The 20,616-nt window shown below is 73.5% G+C and carries 14 protein-coding genes and 2 pseudogenes; 5 read left to right on the top strand and 11 right to left on the bottom strand.

What is annotated here, in order from left to right; genetic code table 11:
* Positions 1-5: 5 nt before the first annotated feature.
* The 3 genes and pseudogenes from BJF81_RS20470 to pgl all read left to right on the top strand — a co-directional run.
* Positions 6-251 (top strand): annotated as a pseudogene (locus tag BJF81_RS20470) (glucose-6-phosphate dehydrogenase assembly protein OpcA); the annotation flags it as partial.
* A 112-nt stretch (positions 252-363) separates the two neighbouring features.
* Positions 364-1,137 carry a glucose-6-phosphate dehydrogenase assembly protein OpcA gene (locus BJF81_RS17025; RefSeq protein ID WP_342447169.1) on the top strand — a complete coding sequence of 258 codons (774 nt, stop codon included), beginning with the start codon at positions 364-366 and terminating at the stop codon, positions 1,135-1,137.
* Positions 1,104-1,784 (top strand): 6-phosphogluconolactonase, encoded by a 681-nt coding sequence (pgl, locus tag BJF81_RS15130; RefSeq protein WP_187345525.1) that lies wholly within the window; start codon positions 1,104-1,106, stop codon positions 1,782-1,784. The genes BJF81_RS17025 and pgl overlap by 34 nt, the downstream gene beginning before the upstream one ends.
* Before the next feature lie 48 nt (positions 1,785-1,832).
* Here the strand turns inward: pgl and BJF81_RS15125 are convergent, their stop codons facing one another.
* From BJF81_RS15125 to uvrA, 11 genes and pseudogenes are all read right to left on the bottom strand, one after another.
* A complete protein-coding gene (locus BJF81_RS15125; RefSeq protein ID WP_075959023.1) occupies positions 1,833-2,189 on the bottom strand; it encodes an RNA polymerase-binding protein RbpA in 357 nt (118 codons plus the stop codon).
* 138 nt (positions 2,190-2,327) lie between these two features.
* A complete protein-coding gene (gene secG, locus BJF81_RS15120; protein ID WP_075959022.1) occupies positions 2,328-2,570 on the bottom strand; it encodes a preprotein translocase subunit SecG in 243 nt (80 codons plus the stop codon).
* A gap of 126 nt (positions 2,571-2,696) precedes the next feature.
* Positions 2,697-3,506 (bottom strand): triose-phosphate isomerase, encoded by an 810-nt coding sequence (tpiA, locus tag BJF81_RS15115; protein WP_075959021.1) that lies wholly within the window; start codon positions 3,504-3,506, stop codon positions 2,697-2,699.
* The gene (locus BJF81_RS15110; protein ID WP_075959020.1) at positions 3,506-4,717 is read right to left on the bottom strand and encodes a phosphoglycerate kinase; all 1,212 of its coding nucleotides are present in this window, start codon (positions 4,715-4,717) and stop codon (positions 3,506-3,508) included. The genes tpiA and BJF81_RS15110 overlap by 1 nt, the downstream gene beginning before the upstream one ends.
* 5 nt (positions 4,718-4,722) lie before the next feature.
* Entirely contained in the window at positions 4,723-5,727 is a 1,005-nt protein-coding gene (gene gap, locus BJF81_RS15105) for a type I glyceraldehyde-3-phosphate dehydrogenase (protein ID WP_075959019.1), read from the bottom strand.
* A 143-nt stretch (positions 5,728-5,870) separates the two neighbouring features.
* A pseudogene (gene whiA / locus BJF81_RS15100) lies at positions 5,871-6,850 on the bottom strand (DNA-binding protein WhiA).
* Between the two features lie 82 nt (positions 6,851-6,932).
* Positions 6,933-7,892, bottom strand: a complete 960-nt coding sequence (locus BJF81_RS15095; protein ID WP_075959018.1) for a gluconeogenesis factor YvcK family protein — start codon at positions 7,890-7,892, stop codon at positions 6,933-6,935.
* Positions 7,889-8,878 carry an RNase adapter RapZ gene (rapZ, locus tag BJF81_RS15090; RefSeq protein WP_075959017.1) on the bottom strand — a complete coding sequence of 330 codons (990 nt, stop codon included), beginning with the start codon at positions 8,876-8,878 and terminating at the stop codon, positions 7,889-7,891. The genes BJF81_RS15095 and rapZ overlap by 4 nt, the downstream gene beginning before the upstream one ends.
* Before the next feature lie 37 nt (positions 8,879-8,915).
* Positions 8,916-10,844: an excinuclease ABC subunit UvrC gene (uvrC, locus tag BJF81_RS15085; RefSeq protein ID WP_075959016.1), complete on the bottom strand. Its 1,929-nt coding sequence runs from the start codon at positions 10,842-10,844 to the stop codon at positions 8,916-8,918.
* Positions 10,837-11,289: a Rieske (2Fe-2S) protein gene (locus tag BJF81_RS15080; RefSeq protein WP_075959015.1), complete on the bottom strand. Its 453-nt coding sequence runs from the start codon at positions 11,287-11,289 to the stop codon at positions 10,837-10,839. The genes uvrC and BJF81_RS15080 overlap by 8 nt, the downstream gene beginning before the upstream one ends.
* Positions 11,290-11,303: 14 nt before the next feature.
* Positions 11,304-14,399 carry an excinuclease ABC subunit UvrA gene (gene uvrA / locus BJF81_RS15075; RefSeq protein ID WP_083664283.1) on the bottom strand — a complete coding sequence of 1,032 codons (3,096 nt, stop codon included), beginning with the start codon at positions 14,397-14,399 and terminating at the stop codon, positions 11,304-11,306.
* Positions 14,400-14,488: 89 nt separating this feature from the next.
* Here uvrA and gltB point away from each other — a divergent pair, with 89 nt between their 5' ends.
* Together gltB and BJF81_RS15065 are read left to right on the top strand one after the other, a co-directional pair.
* On the top strand, positions 14,489-19,081 hold the full coding sequence (gene gltB / locus BJF81_RS15070; protein WP_075959014.1) for a glutamate synthase large subunit: 4,593 nt from the start codon (positions 14,489-14,491) through the stop codon (positions 19,079-19,081).
* On the top strand, positions 19,074-20,534 hold the full coding sequence (locus BJF81_RS15065; protein ID WP_075959013.1) for a glutamate synthase subunit beta: 1,461 nt from the start codon (positions 19,074-19,076) through the stop codon (positions 20,532-20,534). The genes gltB and BJF81_RS15065 overlap by 8 nt, the downstream gene beginning before the upstream one ends.
* Positions 20,535-20,616: the final 82 nt, after the last annotated feature.

The raw sequence follows: 20,616 nt of genomic DNA, 5'->3' as shown, positions 1-20,616 counted from the left end.
GCGCCATGGCGATGGGCCGGGTGCTGACCCTCGTCGTCAGCGTCGACGAGGACGGCGCCGACGACGCGGTCCGCACGGCCAACGACGCGACCCGGCAGCACCCGGCCCGGATCATCGTGCTCGTCCGCGGCAACGCCCGCGGGCGCGGGCGGCTCGACGGCCAGATCCGGGTGGGTGGGGACGCCGGCGCCAGCGAGATCGTGGTCCTGCGGCTCTACGGCGACCTGACCCGGCACGAGGACGCCGTCGTGACCCCGCTGCTGCTGCCCGACTCCCCCGTCGTCACCTGGTGGCCCGGCGGCGCGCGGCGGACGTCGCCGGGGACGACCTGGGCCGGATGGCGCACCGACGGATCACCGACGCCTGGCGGCGGACCGTCCGTCCACCGAGCTGCGGCGGCGGGCCCGGCACTACGCCCCGGGCGACACCGACCTGGCGTGGACCCGGATCACCCGCTGGCGGGCGCTGCTGGCCTCCTCGCTGGAGTCCGCGCCGTTCGAGCCGGTGACCGCCGCCACCGTCACGGCCGAGCGGCAGCACCCGGGGGCCGACCTGCTGGCCGGCTGGCTGGCCCACGCGTTGCGCTGCCCCGTCGCCCGTGCGCGCAGCGCGGCCGGCACCGGCCTGGTCAGCGTCCGGCTCGACCGGGACTCCGGACCCGTGGACCTGGTCCGCACCGACGACGGCGCGGACACCGCCACCCTCTCCCGCGTGGGGAGCCTGCCCCGGCTCGTCGCGCTGCACACGCCCACCCCGGCCGAGGCGCTGGCCGACGAGCTGCGCCGGCTCGACGCCGACGAGGTCTACGCCGCGGCCCTGTGCGACGGGCTGCCCCGGGTGCGCAGCGGCGGGTCCCGCACGGAGGCCGTGCGCCGCGGCGACGTCCCCGAGGGCCCGGCGCAGGTCGACCCGGCCGGGCGGGACCGCCTCGGCAGCGACCGGCTGGCGGACCGGCCGCCCGCCCCGGCCGGCACCGACGACCTGGAGGCCCACGTGGAGCACCGGCTCACCGAGGCCACGCGTGCCGACCTGCGCATCCACGCGGACGGCACCGCCCTCGCCGGCGCGTCGCCGCGGCGCTGGCACGACGGGTCGAGGAGGTCGTGGCCGACCGGGGCGTGGCCCACGTCGGTCTGACGGGCGGGTCGATGGGTGGGGCCACGGTCGCCGCGCTGGCCGCGCTGGCCCGGGACGGCGAGCTGGACCGGAGCGCCTGGCGCAAGGTGCACCTGTGGTGGGGCGACGAGCGCTACCTGCCGGCCGGCGACCCGGACCGCAACGACGCCCAGGCCGACGAGGCCGGCCTGCGGGACCTTCCCGTCCTCGTCAGGCACACCCACCGGGTGCCCGGCGGCAGCGACCCGGCCCGGCTGGAGACCGCGGTCGCCCGGTATGCCGCGGAGCTGGCCCGGTGGGCGCAGGCACCGGACCCGGCCCCCTCGCTGGACGTGCTGCTCCTCGGGGTCGGACCGGACGCCCACGTGGCCTCGCTCTTCCCGGGGCGCAGCGAGCTGGACCTGGTCGCCCCCGCCACCACCGCCGTGCACGACTCCCCCAAGCCGCCGCCGCTACGGGTGAGCCTGACCCTGCCGGTGATCAACGCCGCCCAGGCCGTCTGGCTCGTCGTGGCCGGCGAGGACAAGGCGCAGGCCGTCGCCGCGTCCGTGGCGGCCACCGACGACCGCGACCTGCCCGCCTCGTGCGTGCACGGCCGCCAGGAGACCGTCTGGTGGCTCGACGAGGCCGCGGCCGCCCGGGTCGACGACCCGCCGGACCGGGGTTGATGGGACGCCTGACCCGGGGCTGACGGGCGGCCGGACCGACGGGGGACCTCAGGAGCCCCCGCCGACCCCCCGCTCGCGCATGGCCCTGAGGGCCTCCTCCAGCAGCGTGGCGCCGTCCTGGTCGCTGCGCCGTTCCTTGACGTAGGCCAGGTGGGTCTTGTAGGGCTCGTTGCGTGGGGCCTGGGGCGGGTTCTCCCGATCGGTGCCGGCGGGCAGCCCGCAGCGGGGACAGTCCCACGTGTCCGGGACGTCGACCTCACCGTCCCGCGCGAAGCTGGGTCGGGTCTCATGACCCCGCGCGCACCAGTAGCTGACGACGGTCCGGGGGGCGGCGTCGCCGCGCTCGCTCTCCCCCATCGGACCGGAACCGACCCTGCTGCCACGGATCGCGTTGTTGCCGACCATCGGGTGCCTCTCCTCGTGCCGTGCCGTGCCGGACCGGGCCGGCGGCTCGGGGCGAGCGGCCGGAACACCCGAGTGGGACGCGTGCGGCCCGGGGGTAGAGAGTAACCTGCGGTGCCGGTGCGACACCAGGGTGGCGGCTCAGCCGTAGCTGATGAGCAGCCCGATGGCCACGACGACGGCCGTCCACACGACGGCGACCGCGATCGTGATCCGGTTGAGGTTGCGTTCGGCGACCGACGACCCCCCGAGGCTGCTGCTCATCCCGCCGCCGAACATGTCGGACATCCCGCCGCCGCGCCCCTTGTGCATGAGGATGAGCAGGACCAGGAAGGCGCTGGTGACGACCAGCAGCCCGTTCAGGAACCAGCGCACGTACTCCACGCGGTGCACACCTCGACAGACGTTGGGAGGGAAGGGGACAGACGCCCGGGACCACGGGTCCCGGGCGTCCGACAGCCTAACCCAGCAGGAGCCCGCAGGACGAAGCCGAGCGGGCGCCGCGGAGGGTCAGGCGGTGCCGACGTGGTCGCGGTAGCGGCAGATCGCCGCGAAGTCCTCGACCGACAGGGAGGCCCCGCCGACGAGGGCACCGTCGACGTCCTCCTGGGCCATGATCTCCGCGACGTTGCCCGGCTTGACCGAGCCGCCGTAGAGCACCCGGAGGCCGGCAGCCACGTCCGTGCCCGCCAGCTCGCCCACGGTGGCCCGGACGGCGGCGCAGACCTCCTGGGCGTCGGCGGGGGTGGCCACCTCGCCGGTGCCGATGGCCCAGACCGGCTCGTAGGCCACCACGACCCGAGCGACCTGCTCGCCGTCCAGGCCCTCCAGGGCGGCACGCAGCTGGGTGACCACGTGGGCCACGTGCCCCTCGGCCTGCCGGACCTCCAGCGGCTCGCCGACGCACAGGACGGGGGTCAGCCCGTGCCGCAGCGCGGCGCGCACCTTCGCCCCCACGAGCTCGTCGGTCTCGGCGTGGTGCTCCCGCCGTTCGCTGTGCCCGACGACGACGTACGTGCAGCCCAGCTTGGCCAGGAAGGCCCCGGAGATCTCGCCGGTGTAGGCCCCCTCGTCGTGCTGGGACAGGTCCTGCCCGCCGTAGCCGAGGGCCAGCTTGTCGCCCTGCACCAGCGTCTGCACCGAGCGCAGGTCGGTGAAGGGCGGCAGCACGACGACCTCGACGGCCGAGAAGTCGTGCTTGGCGTCGCGCAGCGTCCAGTCCAGCTTCTGCACCAGGTGGGTGGCCTGGAGGTGGTCCAGGTTCATCTTCCAGTTGCCCGCCATCAGGGGCGTGCGGGGTGTGCCCGTCGATCCAGCCATCAGTCCTCCAGCACGGTGAGTCCGGGCAGCTGCCTGCCCTCGAGGTACTCCAGGCTGGCCCCACCACCGGTGGAGATGTGCCCGAAGTCGGAGTCGGCGTGCCCGAAGTCACGCACCGCGGCGGCGCTGTCGCCGCCGCCGACGACCGTCATGGCACCCTCGCGGGTCCGTTCGACGAGCACCTGGGCCACGGCCCTGGTGCCGGAGGCGAACGGCTCCATCTCGAAGGCGCCCATCGGGCCGTTCCAGAAGATGGTGCGGGCGTCGGCGAGCTTCTCGGCGAAGAGCTCCTCGGAGCGGGGCCCGATGTCCAGGCCCATCCGGTCCGCGGGGATGGCGTCGGCCGCCACGACCTCGTGCGCCGCGTCGGCCGAGAAGGAGTCGGCGACGACGACGTCCGTCGGCAGCACGATCTCCACCCCCTGCTGGGCGGCCGTCTCCAGGTAGCCCCTGACGGTGTCGACCTGGTCCTCCTCCAGGAGGCTGGTCCCGACCTCGTGGCCCTGGGCCTTGAGGAACGTGAACACCATGCCGCCGCCGACGAGGAGCCGGTCGGCCACCGTGATGAGGGACTCGATGACGCCGAGCTTGTCGCTGACCTTGGCCCCGCCGAGGATCACGGCGTAGGGACGCTGGGGGTCCTCCCGCAGCGTGCGCATGACCTCGACCTCCGAGCGGACCAGGCCGCCCGCCGCGTGCGGCAGGAGGCGGGCGACGTCGTAGACGGACGCCTGGGCCCGGTGCACCACCCCGAACCCGTCGGAGACGAAGGCGTCGGCCAGGGCGGCGAGCTCCTGGGCGAACTGCGCCCGGTCCTCGTCCGCCTTGGCCGTCTCCCCGGGGTTGAACCGGAGGTTCTCGAGGACGACCACGTCGCCGTCGGACATGGCCTCGACCGCCGCGCGGGCCGTGGGCCCCACCGTCTCCTCGACGAAGGTCACCGGACGTCCGAGGAGCTCGCCGAGCCGGTCGGCCACGGGCCGCAGCGAGAACCGGGCCTCCGGCGCCCCCTTGGGCCGCCCCAGATGGGCGGTGACCACGACCCGGGCGCCGGCCGAGGCCAGCTCCTCGATGGTGGGCACCGAGGCGCGCACCCGGCCGTCGTCGGTGATCCGCCCGCCGTCCAGGGGGACGTTGAGGTCGCTGCGGACCAGGACGGTGCGGCCGGCCAGGCCGCCCAGCTGCTCGGTCAGCTCTGCGATCGAGCGCATGCCGCTCAGAGCTTCTCGCCGACCAGGACGGTGAGGTCCACGAGGCGGTTGGAGTAGCCCCACTCGTTGTCGTACCAGCCGACGACCTTGACCTGGTCGCCGATGACCTTGGTGAGACCGGAGTCGAAGATGCACGAGGCGGGGTGGGTCTCGATGTCCTTGGACACGATCGGGTCCTCGGTGTACTCCAGGATGCCCTTGAGCTCGCCCTCGGCGGCCTTCTGCATCGCCGCGTTGACCTCCTCCACGGTGACCTCGCGGCCGGCCTGGAAGGTCAGGTCGGTGGCCGAGCCGGTGGGGGTGGGCACCCGCAGGGCGTAGCCGTCGAACTGGCCCTTCAGCTCGGGCAGCACGAGCGCGACCGCCTGGGCGGCACCGGTCTTGGTGGGCACGATGTTCAGCGCGGCGGCACGGGCACGGCGCAGGTCCTTGTGGGGCCCGTCCTGCAGGTTCTGGTCGGCGGTGTAGGCGTGGATGGTGGTCATCAGTCCCTTGACGATGCCGAACTCGTCGTTGAGGACCTTGGCCATCGGTGCGAGGCAGTTGGTCGTGCAGGAGGCGTTGGAGATGATGCGGTGCGCCGCGGGGTCGTAGTCCTTGTCGTTGACGCCCATCACGAGGGTGATGTCCTCGTTCTTGGCGGGCGCGGAGATGATGACCTTCTTGGCCCCGGCGTCCAGGTGGGCCTGGGCCTTGGTGGCGTCGGTGAAGATCCCGGTGGACTCGATGACGATGTCGGCGCCGAGGTCGCCCCAGGGCAGGGCCGAGGGGTCCTTCTCGGCGAACGCCTTGACGGCCTTGCCGTCGACGCTGATCTCGGTCTCGGTGGAGGTGACCTCGCCGTCCAGCCGGCCGAGGATCGAGTCGTACTTCAGCAGGTGCGCCAGGGTGGCGTTGTCGGTGAGGTCGTTGACCCCGACGATCTCGATGTCGGCGCCGGAGGCGAGCACGGCGCGCATGAAGTTGCGGCCGATGCGTCCGAAGCCGTTGATGCCTACGCGAACGGTCATGAGTGAACCTTCCCTCGTGGGTGGGCGCGGCGCGCGGACGCGCGCCGCGACGAAGGACGCCGTCGTCCTGGTCCCAACCTATCGTCCCGCGAGAGGGCTGCCCAACGCAGGGAGGCGGGCCGGCGCAGGTCCCGGGGGGTCGGTCAGTCGTCCAGCATGTCGGCGGTGAGGTTGGCCTCGGTGCCCTCGATGCCCAGCTCCTCGGCCTGCTTGTCGGCCATCGCCAGCAGTCGGCGGATCCGGCCGGCGACGGCATCCTTGGTCATCGGCGGGTCGGCCAGCTGGCCCAGCTCCTCGAGGCTGGCCTGCTTGTGCTGCAGCCGCAGCTCCCCGGCGACCCGCAGGTGCTCGGGGACCTGCTCACCCAGGATCTCCAGGGCGCGCTCCACGCGTGCCCCCGCGGCCACCGCCGCCCGCGCCGAGCGGCGCAGGTTGGCGTCGTCGAAGTTCGCCAGCCGGTTGGCGGTCGCCCGCACCTCCCGGCGCATGCGCCGTTCCTCCCAGGCCAGGACCGCGTCGTGGGCCCCCAGCCGGGTCAGCATCGCCCCGATGGCGTCGCCGTCGCGGATGACGACCCGGTCCACCCCCCGCACCTCCCGCGCTTGGCCTGGATGCCGAGCCGGCGCGCGGCGCCGACCAGCGCCAGGGCGGCCTCGGGGCCCGGGCAGGTCACCTCCAGGGCGGTGGACCGCCCCGGCTCGGTGATCGACCCGTGGGCCAGGAAGGCACCTCGCCAGGCCGCCTCCGCGTCGCACACCGAGGCCCCCACGACCCGGGGCGGCAGACCGCGCACGGGACGGCCCCGGTGGTCGATCAGCCCGGTCTGGCGGGCCAGCACCTCGCCCTCGGAGGTGGCGCGCACCACATACCGGGTGTGCTTGCGCAACCCGCCGGGGCTCATGACGACCAGCTCGCTGCTGCTGCCGTAGACCTCGGCCATGGACGCGCGCAGCCGACGGGCGCTCTGGGCGGTGTCGAGCTCGGCCTCGATGACGATCCGTCCCCCGACGATGTGCAGCCCCCCGGCGAACCGCAGCATCGTGGACACCTCCGCCTTGCGGCAGCACGTCCGGGTGACGGGCAGCCTGGCCAGCTCGTCCTTGACCTTGGCGGTCATCGCCACAGTCCTCATCCTCCTGGTAGGTCCTGGCACCGTGCGCGCAGGATCCCCACCTGCGTGCGGCAGGGTACCCCGTCGGCGGGGGTCATGGCAGGCTCGCCATCACGTCGCGGTACGCGGCGGCCAGCCGGAGGGTGTCGTGCACCCCGGGGGCGCGCATCTTGCCGACGGTGGTCACCACGAGGTGCGCCCCGAGCCGGGCCACCGCATCCTCCAGGGCCGCCCGCTCGGCGTCCGTGGACACGACCTGGGGGTCGGCGATGACGTGGTCGAAGGTGAGGCCGGGCGCGTGCTGGAGGATGGCCTCGACGTGGCCGGCCACGGTGTAGCCGGCGGCCTCGTCGTCGGTGAGGCTCACGTTGAGGGTCAGCACCCGCGTGGCCGGGGTGCTGTGCAGCGCCTGCAGCAGGTCGGGCACGAGCAGGTGCGGCATGACCGAGGTGAACCAGGAGCCCGGCCCCAGCACCACGACGTCGGCCAGCTTGATCGACTCCAGCGCCTCGGGGCAGGCCGCCGGCTCCTCCGGGACCAGCCGGATCGTGTCCACGCGCCCCGGGTGCTTGGCGATGCGCGACTGCCCGCGCACGGTGACGAGCACCTCCTGGCCGAGGTCGTCCGGCACCCCCATGGTCGCCTCGATGTCCAACGGCTGCAGGGACATGGGCAGCACCCGCCCGCGGGTGTTGAGCAGCCGTCCGACGAGGTCGAGGCCGCGGACCTCCTCCCCCGGCACCAGGTCCCACAGCGCGGTGATGAGCAGGTTGCCCAGGGGGTGGCCGGCCAGCTCGCCGTACCCGCCGAACCGGTGCTGCAGCACGGCCGACCACTGGTGCCCCCACTGGGTGTCCTCGCACAACGCCGCGAGCGCCATCCGCAGGTCGCCCGGGGGCAGGATGTCGAACTGCTGCCGCAGACGTCCGCTCGAGCCCCCGTCGTCGGCGACGGTGACCACGGCCGTGATGGCCTCGGTGGTGTGCCGCAGCGCCTGCAGCGAGGCGGACAGCCCGTGCCCGCCGCCGAGGGCCACGACCCGCGGACTCCTCACTCCCGCCCCAGGTCACGGTGGAAGGTGGTCAGCTGCACCCCGCGGTCCTCCAGGTCTCCCAGACGCAGGGCGAGGTCCTCGGAGACGGCCACCGACCGGTGCTTGCCGCCGGTGCAGCCCACCGCGACGGTGACGTAGCGCCGGCCCTCGGCCAGGTAGCCCTCGACGGAGGTGCGCAGCAGCTGCTCGGCGTGGTCCAGGTAGCGGCCGGCCAGCTCCTGGCCCAGGACGTAGGACCGCACGGGGGCGTCCTTGCCGGTGTAGGGCCGCAGCTGGGGGTCCCAGTAGGGGTTGGGCAGGAAGCGCAGGTCGAGGACGACGTCGGCGTCCAGGGGGATGCCGTACTTGAACCCGAAGGACATGACGGCCAGCCGCAGCCGCAGCTGCTGGTCGGCGTTGACGAGGGAGTCGATCTTGGCGGTGAGCTGGTGGACGTTGTAGCTGGTCGTGTCGACGACGACGTCGGCGTTGGAGCGCAGGTCCGCCAGCATGCGGCGCTCCCGCCGGATCCCGTCCAGCAGGAGGCCCTCGCCCTGCAGGGGGTGGGGGCGTCGGACGGCGTCGAAACGACGCACGAGGGCCTCGTCGGAGGCGTCGACGAAGACCACCCGGGGGCGCCAGCCGTCCTCGGCGAGCTCGCGCAGCGCCCGGGACAGCTCGGTGGTGAAGTCCCGGCTCCGGACGTCCACGACGGCGGCCACCTTCTGGCGTTGGGGGTCGTCGGCGGTCGTCCGCATGAGGTGCTGGATCATCGAGGGAGGCAGGTTGTCCACGACGTACCAGCCCCGGTCCTCCAGCACGTCGGCCGCCGTGGACCGGCCGGCACCCGACATGCCGGTGACGACGACCACGTCGTGCCGGTGCCCGGTGCGCCCGTCCGGGTCCGGCCCCGGACCGTCCCCGGGCGTCTCGCCCCCCGCCGGGGCCGCGGCGTCGGTGGCGGGGTCCGTGCCCGGGTCGGCCCCGGTGCGCTGGTCAGGATTCACTGCGCCCTCGTCCGTCGTGTCGTGTGCCTCCGGCAGGTCAGTCGAGCACCTCGCCTGTGCTCAGGTTAACCGCCAGGCCCGGCTCGCCGTCCCGCAGCCGTTCCAGCACCGCCCGGGCCACGGCCGGACCGATCCCGGGGACCTGGAGCAGGTCCTCCTCCTCGGCCCGCCGCAGGGCCTTGACCGAGCCGAACCGGGCCAGCAGCGCCTGCTGCCGCGCCTTGCCCAGGCCCGGGATCCCGTCCAGCTGGCTGCTCGTCATGCTCCGGGAGCGTCGCTGCCGGTGGAAGGTGTTGGCGAACCGGTGCGCCTCGTCGCGGACCCGCTGCAGCAGGTAGAGCCCCTCGCTGGTGCGGGGCAGGACCACGGGGTGGTCCTCGCCGGGGAGCCACACCTCCTCGAGCCGCTTGGCCAGGCCGATGACGGGCAGGTCGTCCACGCCGACGGCGGCCAGGGCCGCGCGGGCTGCCTCCACCTGCGGGCGGCCCCCGTCGACGACGACGAGGTTGGGCGGGTACCGGAAGCTCGAGCGGCTCCCCTCGTCGGCCGTCGGGTCCCCCTCGGCCGGGACGGCCGGTCCGGCCGCCAGGTGGCGGAACCGCCGGCCGAGCACCTCGTGCATGGCGGCCGTGTCGTCACCGGTGCCCCCCCGCACGACGAACCGGCGGTACTCGGACTTGCGGGCCAGCCCGTCCTCGAACACGACCATCGACCCCACCACGTCGCTGCCCTGGACGTGGCTGATGTCGAAGGACTCGATGCGCAGCGGCGCCTCGGGCAGCTCCAGGGCCTCCTGCAGCTCCTGCAGGGCCTGGGACCGCAGGGTCAGGTCGCCGGACCGGGCCACCTTGTGCCGGGCCAGGGCCTGGTCGGCGTTGCGGGCCACGGTCTGCATGAGGGTCCGCTTGTCGCCCCGTTGGGGCACCCGCACCCGGACCCGCGCACCCCGGCGGTCCGTGAGCCACGCCTCCATGTCCTCCGGATCGGTGGGCAGCACCGGCACGAGCACCTCGCGGGGCACGTCCTCGCCCTGCTCGGGTCCGTAGACCTGCTGGAGCAGGTGCTCGACGATCGAGCCCATGTCCTCGGCACCCTTCTCGCTCACCCATCCCCGCTGGCCCCGGATGCGGCCCCCGCGGACGTGGAAGACCTGCACGGCCACCTCGAGCTCGTCGTCGGCCAGCCCGAAGACGTCGGCGTCGGTGGCGTCGGGCAGGACCACGGCCGAACGCTCCAGCGCCCGCCGCAACGCCCCGACGTCGTCCCGGAGCCGGGCCGCCGTCTCGAAGTCGAGCTCCTGGGAGGCGGCGCGCATCCGGTCCTCGAGCCGACGCACGAACCGGGCGCTGTCACCGGCCATGAAGTCGCAGAAGTCCTCCGCGATCTGGCGGTGCTCCTCCGGGCTGACGCGCCCCACGCACGGGGCGGAGCACTTGTCGATGTAGCCGAGCAGGCAGGGCCGCCCGGACTGCTCCGCCCGCCGGAACACCCCGGCCGAGCAGGTGCGGACCGGGAAGACGCGCAGCAGGGTATCCAGCGTCTCCCGGATAGCCCACGCGTGGGTGTAGGGCCCGAAGTAGCGGGTCCCCCTGCGCTTGCGTCCGCGCATCACCTGGGCCCGGGGGAACTCCTCCCCCATGGTCACGGCCAGGTACGGGTAGGACTTGTCGTCGCGGTACTTGACGTTGAAGCGCGGGTCGTACTCCTTGATCCAGGAGTACTCGAGCTGGAGGGCCTCGACCTCGTTGCGGACGACGGTCCACTCCACGCTGGCGCCGGTGGTCACCATCTGCCGAGTCCGCGGGTGCAGGGCCCGCACGTCCTGGAAGTAGGAGGACAACCGGGAACGCAGGGAGCGGGCCTTGCCGACGTAGATCACCCGGCCGTGGGCGTCCCGGAAGCGGTAGACGCCGGGCTCGGTGGGGATCTCCCCCGGTCGCGGTCGGTAGGTCGCGGGGTCAGCCACGGACGAGCAGTTCCTCCCCGTCGACCTCGACGGTCAGCGTGCGCAGGCCGGTCGTCGCCGGACCGGACAGCACCGCCCCCGTGGCGGGGTCGAACCTGCTGTCGTGGCACGGGCAGACGAGCTGGTCGTCCCGCCGCTCCGAGGTCGCGCAGCCCTGGTGCGGGCAGACGGCGTCGAAGGCCACGTAGCCCCCCTCCGCCGTCCGGCTGACGATCACCTTCGGGTCGGGGTAGTAGGTCGAGCCGCCCACCGGGGTGTCGGCCGCCGGCACCCGCACGGTCCCGTCGGCCTCGGTGACCGCCGGGGAGGCCTCGTCCTCGCCCGAGCAGCCGGTGAGCAGCGGGGCGGCCCCGAGCAGCAGGGCGGAGGCTCCGCCGGCCCGCAGGACGGTCCGTCGGCCCGGTGCGGCGCAGGGCGGGCGGACGGCTCCGGACGAGCAGGTCATGGTGTTCTTCCTCCTCAGGCGGTGGACCGGCGGGCGGTCGTCAGCAGGTCGCGCAGGAACCGGCCGGTGTGGCTGCCGGGGTGGGCCGCGACCGTCTCGGGCGTGCCCTCCACCACGACGGTACCCCCGCCGTTGCCACCCTCCGGGCCCATGTCGACGATCCAGTCGGCGCTCTTGATCACGTCCAGGTTGTGCTCGATGACGAGCACCGTGTTGCCCTTGTCCACCAGGCCCTGCAGCACGCCCAGCAGCCGGCGGATGTCCTCGAAGTGCAGCCCGGTCGTCGGCTCGTCGAGCACGTAGATCGTCCGGCCGGTCGACCGCTTCTGCAGCTCGGCGGCCAGCTTGACCCGCTGGGCCTCGCCGCCCGAGAGCGTGGTGGCCGGCTGGCCGAGCCGGACGTAGCCCAGCCCGACCTGGGTCAGCGTGGTCAGGTGCCGGCTGATGGCCGGCACGGCGGCGAAGAACTCCGCCGCCTCCTCGATCGGCATCTCGAGCACGTCGGCGATGGTGCGGCCCTTGAAGTGCACCTCGAGGGTCTCGCGGTTGTAGCGGCGACCGTGGCAGACCTCGCACGGCACGTAGACGTCCGGCAGGAAGTTCATCTCGATCTTCAGGGTGCCGTCCCCGGAGCAGGCCTCGCACCGGCCACCCTTGACGTTGAACGAGAACCGGCCCGGCAGGTAGCCCCGCACCTTGGCCTCGGCGGTCTCGGCGAAGAGCCGCCGGACGTGGTCGAAGACGCCCGTGTAGGTGGCCGGGTTGGAGCGGGGGGTGCGTCCGATGGGGCCCTGGTCGACGTGGACGACCTTGTCGAGCTGGTCGAGGCCCTCGACGCGCCGGTGCCGCCCGGGCACGTGCCGCGCACCGTTGAGCTGGTTGGCCATGACGTGGTAGAGGATGTCGTTGACCAGGGTGGACTTGCCCGACCCGGACACCCCGGTGACGGCCACGAGGTTGCCCAGGGGGAAGCTCACGTCGACGTCGTGCAGGTTGTGCTCGCGCGCCCCGCGCACGGTCACCACGCGGCCGTCCTGGGGCCGCCGCTGGGTGGGGACGGGGATGGCGCGCCGGCCGGAGAGGTACTGCCCGGTGAGCGAGGTCGGATGGTCGCGCAGGGCGGCGACCGGGCCGCTGTGCACGACCTCGCCCCCGTGCTCCCCCGCGCCCGGACCGATGTCGACCACCCAGTCGGCGTGGGCGATCGTGTCCTCGTCGTGCTCCACGACGATGAGGGTGTTGCCCAGGTCGCGCAGCCGGGTGAGCGTCTCGATCAGCCGGTGGTTGTCGCGCTGGTGCAGGCCGATGCTGGGCTCGTCGAGGACGTAGAGCACCCCGACGAGGCCCGAGCCGATCTGGGTGGCCAGCCGGATCCGCTGGGCCTCGCCGCCGGACAGCGTGCCGGCCGGCCGGTCGAGCGAGAGGTAGTCCAGCCCGACGTCGAGCAGGAAGCCCAGGCGGGCGGAGATCTCGCGGTTGACCTGCGCGGCGATCGACTGCTCGCGCGGGGTGTACTCGACCTGGGCCAGGAAGTCGGCGCACTCCTCGATGGGCATCCGGGACACCTCCGCGATGCTCTTCCCGCCGACGAGGACGGCCAGGATCTCCGGCTTGAGCCGGGCCCCCTTGCAGGCGGGGCAGGGCACCTGGCGCATGTAGGCCTCGTAGCGCTCCCGGCTGCTGTCCGACTCGGTCTCGGCGTGCTTGCGCTTGACGTAGGGCACCACGCCCTCGAAACCCGTCGAGTAGCTGCGCTCCCGGCCGAACCGGTTGCGGTAGCGCACGTGCACCTTGTGCTTGTGCCCGTGCAGGATCGCGTCCCGGGCCCGTCCGGGGAGCTGGCGCCAGGGGACGTCCAGGCTGAACTTGAGGTCCTCGGCCAGGCCGCCGAGGACCCGGGCGTAGTAGTCGTTGAGCCCCGCGGTGGTGGACCAGGGGATGATCGCCCCGTCCGCGATCGAGGTCTCCTCCCCCCGGATCACCAGCTCGGGGTCCACCTCGAGCTCGGAGCCGATGCCGGTGCACTCGGCGCAGGCGCCGAAGGGGCTGTTGAAGCTGAAGCTGCGCGGCTCGAGCTCGTCGATGCTCAGCGGGTGGTCGTTGGGGCAGGCCATCCGCTCGGAGTAGCGGCGCTCCCGCGGCAGCGGCTGGCCCTGGGCGTCGACCGGTGCGGGACGGCCCGGCCGCGGCTCCTCCCCGGGGGCCGGCACGTCGACCATCTCGACGAGCACGATCCCGTCGGCCAGGCGCAGGGCCGTCTCGACGGAGTCGGTCAGCCGGCGGGCGAAGGAGGCGGTCGGCGCCCCGCCCTCCTCGTGCTTGGCCACGAGCCGGTCGACGACGACCTCGATGGTGTGCTTGCGCTGCTTCTCCAGGGCCGGCGGGTCGGTCAGCTGCACGACCTCCCCGTCGACGCGGGCGCGCGCGAAGCCGGTGCCCTGCAGCTCGGCGAACAGGTCGACGAACTCGCCCTTGCGGCCCCGGACGACTGGTGCGAGCAGCTGGAACCGGGTGCCGTCCGGCAGCTCGGCGAGCCGGTCGACGATCTGCTGGGTGGTCTGCTGCTCGACCGGCTCGCCGCACACGGGGCAGTGGGGCCGGCCGACGCGGGCGTAGAGGAGGCGCAGGTAGTCGTGCACCTCGGTGATCGTGCCGACCGTGGACCGTGGGTTGCGGTTGGTCGCCTTCTGGTCGATCGAGACCGCCGGTGAGAGACCCTCGATGAAGTCGACGTCGGGCTTGTCCATCTGCCCCAGGAACATCCGGGCGTAGGCGGACAGCGACTCGACGTAGCGCCGCTGGCCCTCCGCGAAGATCGTGTCGAAGGCCAGGCTCGACTTCCCGGATCCGGACAGGCCGGTGAACACCACGAGGGCGTCGCGCGGGATCTCCAGGGAGACGTCCTTGAGGTTGTGCTCACGCGCCCCCTGCACCTGGATGCGGTCGTGCCGCGCACGGGTGAACGGCGCGGCGGGCGCTCCGGGTGGCCCGTCGGACGGGGCGGTGCTGGACGGGGCGGGCGGGGATGGTACGGAGGACGGCACCCCACTACTGTAGGTCTCCGCACCGACACACCCGAGCCCGAAGGGTAGTGATGCACCCCACTGCATAGGTATGCTTCCCCCACTCCTCGCGCGGGCCGGTGTCGCCCCGGGCGTTCCACCCCGCGCCGCCCGGCGCCCGACGAGAGGGCCGACCCATGACCGTCCCCGTGCCCGTCCCGCGTCCCTACCAGGGGCCCCCCGCGCAGGGGCTGTACGACCCCGCCTTCGAGCACGACGCCTGCGGCGTGGCCTTCGTCGCCGCCCTCGACGACGAACCCCGGCACGACGTGGTGGCGCACGGGCTGACGGCACTGCACAACCTGGACCACCGCGGGGCCGTGGGCGCCGAGCCGGACACCGGCGACGGTGCGGGCATCCTCGTCCAGGTGCCCGACGCCTTCCTCCGGGCGGTCCTGGACGTCGAGCTCCCGTCCCGGGGGGAGTATGCCGCCGGCATCCTCTTCCTGCCCGCGGACGGCAGCGACGGGCAGGTCCAGGAGCAGGTGGAGCGCCTCGTGGAGGACGCCGGCCTGGAGGTGCTGGCCTGGCGGGACGTCCCGGTCGTGCCCGAGATCGTCGGGCCGACGGCCCGGGCGGTCATGCCGGTGATGCGTCAGCTCGTCGTCGCCGCACCGCCCGACGCGGCGGGCGTCCGGGAGTCGGGGCTCCCCCTGGAACGCCGGGCCTGGCTGCTGCGCAAGCGCATCGAGCGGACCACCACCGCCTACCCGGTGTCGCTGTCCTCCCGGACGATGACCTACAAGGGGATGCTGACCACCGACCAGCTCCCGCGCTACTTCCCCGACCTGACCGACGACCGGTTCGCCAGCGCGCTCGCGGTGGTCCACTCCCGCTTCTCCACCAACACCTTCCCCTCGTGGCCGCTGGCGCACCCCTACCGGGTCGTCGCGCACAACGGGGAGATCAACACCGTCAAGGGCAACCGCAACTGGATGAACGCACGCCAGTCCGCCCTGGCCAGCGACCTGTTCCCCGGCGACCTGTCGCAGGCGATGCCCGTGTGCACGCCCGGCGCCAGCGACTCGGCGACCTTCGACGAGGTGCTCGAGCTGCTGCACCTGGGCGGGCGGTCGTTGCCGCACGCGGTCCTCATGATGGTCCCCGAGGCGTGGGAGAACGACGCCACGATGGACCCGGACGTGCGCGCGTTCTACGAGTACCACTCCATGCTCATGGAGCCCTGGGACGGCCCGGCCAACCTCGTCTTCACCGACGGGACGCTCGTGGGTGCCGTCCTCGACCGCAACGGCCTACGACCCTCACGCTGGTGGGTCACCGACGACGGGCTGGTCGTGCTCGGCTCGGAGACCGGCCTGCTGCCCGTCCCCCCGGAGCGGGTCGTGGCCCGGGGCCGGGTCGCGCCGGGCCGGATGTTCCTCGTCGACCTGGCCCAGGGCCGGGTCCTGGACGACCGCGAGGTGAAGAGGGAGCTCGCGGCGCGGCAGCCCTACGGACGCTGGCTGGAGGAGAACCTCGTCCGGCTCGACGAGCTGCCCGAGCAGGTGCACGTGCGGCACACGGGCGCCTCGGTGACGCGCCGTCAGCAGATCTTCGGCTACACCGAGGAGGAGCTGCGGGTCATCCTGGCGCCGATGGCCCAATCGGGAGGTGAGCCGCTGGGTGCGATGGGCACCGACACCCCGGTCGCCGTCCTGTCCGACCGGCCACGCCTGCTCTTCGACTACTTCGTCGAGGCGTTCGCCCAGGTCACCAACCCGCCGCTGGACGCCATCCGGGAGGAGATCGTCACCTCGCTGGCCAGCTCCACCGGGCCGGAGCCGAACCTCCTCGACGAGACCCCCGAGCACGCCCGCCAGGTGGTCCTCGACTTCCCGGTCATCGACAACGACCAGCTGGCCAAGCTGCGACGCATCGACCTCGAGGACCATCCCGAGCTGGGCGCGGTCGTCGTCCGCGGGCTCTACCGCGTCGACGACGGCGCCGCGGCCCTGGAGCAGCGCCTGGAGGAGATCTGCCGCGAGGTCGACGAGGCGGTCGCGGGAGGCGCCTTCTTCGTGGTCCTCTCGGACCGGCACAGCGACCGCGAGCACGCCCCCATCCCCTCCCTGCTGCTCACCAGCGCCGTGCACCACCACCTCGTCCGGCAGAACACCCGGACCCGGGTCGGGCTGGTGGTCGAGGCGGGCGACGTCCGCGAGGTGCACCACGTGGCGCTGCTCGTCGCCTACGGCGCCGCGGCCGTCAACCCCTACCTGGCGATGGAGTCGGTGGAACAGCTGTGCGCCGCCGGCGAGCAGCTGGACGGGCTCGACCCCGAGGTGGCCATCCGCCACCTCATCAAGGCCCTCGGCAAGGGCGTGCTGAAGGTGATGTCCAAGATGGGCATCTCGACGATCGCCTCCTACCGCGGTGCCCAGACCTTCGAGGCGGTGGGCCTCTCCCGCGCGCTCGTCGGCCGCTGGTTCACCGGCACCACCAGCCAGATCGACGGCGTCGGGCTCGACGTGATCGCCGAGGAGGTGCAGCGCCGGCACGCGACGGCATACCCCCTCTCCGGCATCAGCCCGCACCGGGCGCTGGAGGTGGGCGGTGAGTACCAGTGGCGGCGGGAGGGCCCGCCGCACCTGTTCAACCCCGAGTCGGTCTTCCGGCTGCAGCACGCCACCCGGGAGGGGCGCTACGACGTCTTCCGCCGCTACTCCGACCTCGTCGACGACCAGTCCGAGCACCTCATGACGCTGCGCGGCCTGTTCCGGCTCGTCCCCGACCGCGAACCGGTGCCGCTGGAGGAGGTCGAGCCGGTCGGCTCGATCGTGCGGCGGTTCGCGACCGGGGCGATGAGCTACGGGTCGATCTCCCAGGAGGCGCACGAGACCCTCGCGGTCGCGATGAACCGGCTGGGCGGGAAGTCCAACACCGGCGAGGGCGGGGAGGACGTGGACCGCCTGCTCGACCCGGAACGCCGCTCGGCCGTGAAGCAGGTCGCCTCGGGACGCTTCGGCGTCACGTCCGCCTATCTCGTCCACGCCGACGACATCCAGATCAAGATGGCGCAGGGCGCCAAGCCGGGCGAGGGCGGCCAGCTGCCCCCGGGCAAGGTCTACCCCTGGGTGGCGCGCACCCGGCACTCCACCCCCGGGGTCGGCCTGATCTCCCCGCCGCCGCACCACGACATCTACTCCATCGAGGACCTCAAGCAGCTGATCCACGACCTCAAGAACGCCAACCCGCAGGCGCGGATCCACGTCAAGCTGGTCAGCCAGGTGGGGGTCGGGACGGTCGCCGCCGGGGTGGCCAAGGCCAAGGCCGACGTGGTGCTGGTCTCCGGTCACGACGGCGGCACCGGCGCCAGCCCGCTCACCTCGCTCAAGCACGCGGGGACCCCGTGGGAGCTGGGCCTGGCCGAGACCCAGCAGACCCTGCTGCTCAACGGCCTGCGCGACCGCATCGTCGTGCAGTGCGACGGGCAGCTCAAGACCGGTCGCGACGTGCTCGTGGCGGCGCTGCTCGGCGCCGAGGAGTTCGGCTTCGCCACGGCTCCGCTCGTGGTCTCCGGCTGCGTCATGATGCGGGTCTGCCACCTGGACACCTGCCCGGTCGGCATCGCGACGCAGAACCCCGAGCTGCGGGCCCGCTACACCGGCCGGGCCGAGCACGTCATCACCTTCTTCGAGTTCGTCGCCGAGCAGGTGCGCGAGCTGCTCGCCTCCCTGGGCTACCGCAGCCTGGACGAGGTGGTCGGACGCAGCGACCTGCTCGACACGTCCGCCGCGGTCGACCACTGGAAGGCGTCCGGGCTGGACCTCGGACCGGTCCTGCACGGCGTCGAGCTCCCGGAGGGTGCCGCCCGCCGGTGCACGACCACCCAGGACCACGGGCTGGACGCCGCGCTGGACAACCGCTTCGTCGAGGCCGCGGCTCCGGCCCTCGCGGACGGCACCCCGGTGCGGGCCTCCTTCCCGGTGACCAACGTCAACCGGACGGTCGGCACCCTCCTGGGCCACCACGTCACCAGGACCGCCGGCCCCGACGGGCTGCCGGACGGCACCGTGGAGCTGACCCTGACCGGTTCCGCCGGCCAGTCCCTCGGGGCCTTCCTCCCGCGTGGGATCACCCTGCGGCTGGAGGGAGACACCAACGACTTCGTCGGCAAGGGGCTCTCCGGCGGGCGGATCGTGGTCCGCCCGCACGAGGGGGCACCACCTCCGGCCGACGTGGTCCCCGGCACCACCGGGCAGGTCGTGGCCGGCAACGTGCTCTGCTACGGGGCCACGTCCGGGCAGGTCAACGTCCGCGGTGTCGTGGGCGAACGCTTCTGCGTGCGCAACTCCGGCGCGACGGCGGTCGTGGAGGGCGTGGGCGACCACGCCCTGGAGTACATGACCGGCGGCCGTGCCCTCGTCCTGGGCCCCACCGGCCGGAACGTGGGTGCGGGCATGTCCGGCGGCACGGCATACGTGCTGGACCTGGACCCGGCGCGGATGAACCCGCTGGCGATGGCGCAGGGCGACCTGCACCTGACCCCGTTGCCGGACACGGACCACCTCGCCGAGGTGCGCGCCCTCGTCGAGGAGCACCTCGACCTCACCGGCAGCCCCGTCGCCGCGGCGCTGCTCGCCGACGACGGCTGGGCCTCGCGGATCACCGTCGTCACCCCCCGTCAGTACGCCAGCGTGCTCAACATCCGCCGCGAGGTCGAGGCCCGCGGCGACGACCCCGACGGCCCCCACGCCTGGCAGCTCATCCTGGAGGACTCGCATGGCTGACCCGCACGGCTTCCTGACCCACCGCGAGCGGGAGAACCGGCCCAGCCGTCCCGTCCCGGTCCGCATCCAGGACTGGAAGGAGGTCCACGGCCAGCAGGAGACCGGGGTGCTGCAGCGGCAGGCGTCCCGGTGCATGGACTGCGGCATCCCGTTCTGCCACGCCGGCTGCCCGCTGGGCAACCTCATCCCGGAGTGGAACGACCACACCCGGCGCGGGAACTTCGCCGACGCGATCGAGCGTCTGCACGCGACGAACAACTTCCCGGAGTTCACCGGGCGCCTCTGCCCGGCGCCCTGCGAGACGGCCTGCGTGCTGGGGATCAACCAGCCACCGGTGACGATCAAGCAGATCGAGGTCTCGATCATCGACCGGGCCTTCTCCAACGGGCGGGTCCGACCCCAGGAGCCCGAGTGGCTCAGCGGCCGCACGGTGGCCGTCGTCGGGTCCGGGCCGGCCGGCCTCGCCGCGGCCCAGCAGCTGGGGCGGGCCGGGCACACCGTGGTGGTCTACGAGCGGTCCGACGCCGTCGGGGGGCTGCTGCGCTACGGCATCCCGGAGTTCAAGATGGAGAAGTCGGTCCTGGACCGGCGGTTGGTGCAGCTGCGCGGCGAGGGCGTGCGCTTCGTCACCGGGGTCACCGTCGGCGGCGACGGGCCCGACGACGTGAGCCTGGACGAGCTGCGCGAGCGGTTCGACGCGGTGGTCCTGGCCACCGGGTCGACGGTGCCCCGCCGGCTCGAGGTGCCGGGCGCGGACCTCGACGGGGTCCACGTGGCCATGGAGTACCTCGTGCCGGCCAACAGGGAGGCCCTCGGCGCGGACCGGGGCATCGACGCCGCCGGCAAGGACGTGGTCATCATCGGCGGCGGCGACACCGGGGCCGACTGCCTCGGCACGGCCCACCGGCACGGGGCCCGGTCGGTGACCCAGCTGGAGATCATGCCCACCCCGCCGCAGGAGCGACCCGCGCACCAGCCGTGGCCGACCTACCCCATGCTGTTCAAGGTCAGCGAGGCCCACGAGGAGGGTGGGGACCGGGCCTTCGGGGTCTCGACCCTCGAGGTGCTCGGCGACGAGGACGGCCGGGTGCGCGGCCTGCGGCTGGTCGACGTCGAGATGGCCGAGGGGCGGCCGCGTCCCGTGGCGGGCACCGAGCGCGACCTGCCGGCCCAGCTCGTCCTCCTGGCCATGGGCTTCGTGGGTCCGGACGAGACGGCCGCCCCGGCGGAGGTCCTCCCCCGGACCCCGCAGAACACCTACGCCCGGGACGAGCGGTTCGAGACGGGGCTGGCCGGCGTCTTCGCCGCCGGCGACTGCGGCCGGGGACAGTCCCTCATCGTATGGGCGATCGCCGAGGGTCGAGCTGCCGCGGCGGCCGTGGACCGACACCTCACCGGCAGCACCGGGCTGCCGGCGCCCATCCGCCCCACCGACCGGCCGCTCGTCGTCTGAGCGCACCTGGCGACCCGGGGTCGGCGGACCGTAGACTCCGGCCCGGGTCGCCGAGGCCTGCCGAGCCGCGCCGACGAGGAGG

It is taken from the genome of Ornithinimicrobium sp. CNJ-824 (genome assembly GCF_001942405.1).
Taxonomy (GTDB): Bacteria; Actinomycetota; Actinomycetes; order Actinomycetales; family Dermatophilaceae; genus Ornithinicoccus; species Ornithinicoccus kibberensis.
This window is presented reverse-complemented; position numbering and strand designations above follow the sequence as displayed.

Bases quoted from the DNA above. Each gene is read 5' to 3' on its own strand.
- tpiA (WP_075959021.1), bottom strand. From the start codon at position 3,506: ATGGCTGGATCGACGGGCACACCCCGCACGCCCCTGATGGCGGGCAAC.
- BJF81_RS15125 (WP_075959023.1), bottom strand. From the start codon at position 2,189: ATGGTCGGCAACAACGCGATCCGTGGCAGCAGGGTCGGTTCCGGTCCG.
- BJF81_RS15110 (WP_075959020.1), bottom strand. From the start codon at position 4,717: ATGCGCTCGATCGCAGAGCTGACCGAGCAGCTGGGCGGCCTGGCCGGC.
- BJF81_RS15080 (WP_075959015.1), bottom strand. From the start codon at position 11,289: ATGACCTGCTCGTCCGGAGCCGTCCGCCCGCCCTGCGCCGCACCGGGC.
- BJF81_RS15065 (WP_075959013.1), top strand. From the start codon at position 19,074: ATGGCTGACCCGCACGGCTTCCTGACCCACCGCGAGCGGGAGAACCGG.
- gap (WP_075959019.1), bottom strand. From the start codon at position 5,727: ATGACCGTTCGCGTAGGCATCAACGGCTTCGGACGCATCGGCCGCAAC.
- uvrA (WP_083664283.1), bottom strand. From the start codon at position 14,399: ATGCAGTGGGGTGCATCACTACCCTTCGGGCTCGGGTGTGTCGGTGCG.
- gltB (WP_075959014.1), top strand. From the start codon at position 14,489: ATGACCGTCCCCGTGCCCGTCCCGCGTCCCTACCAGGGGCCCCCCGCG.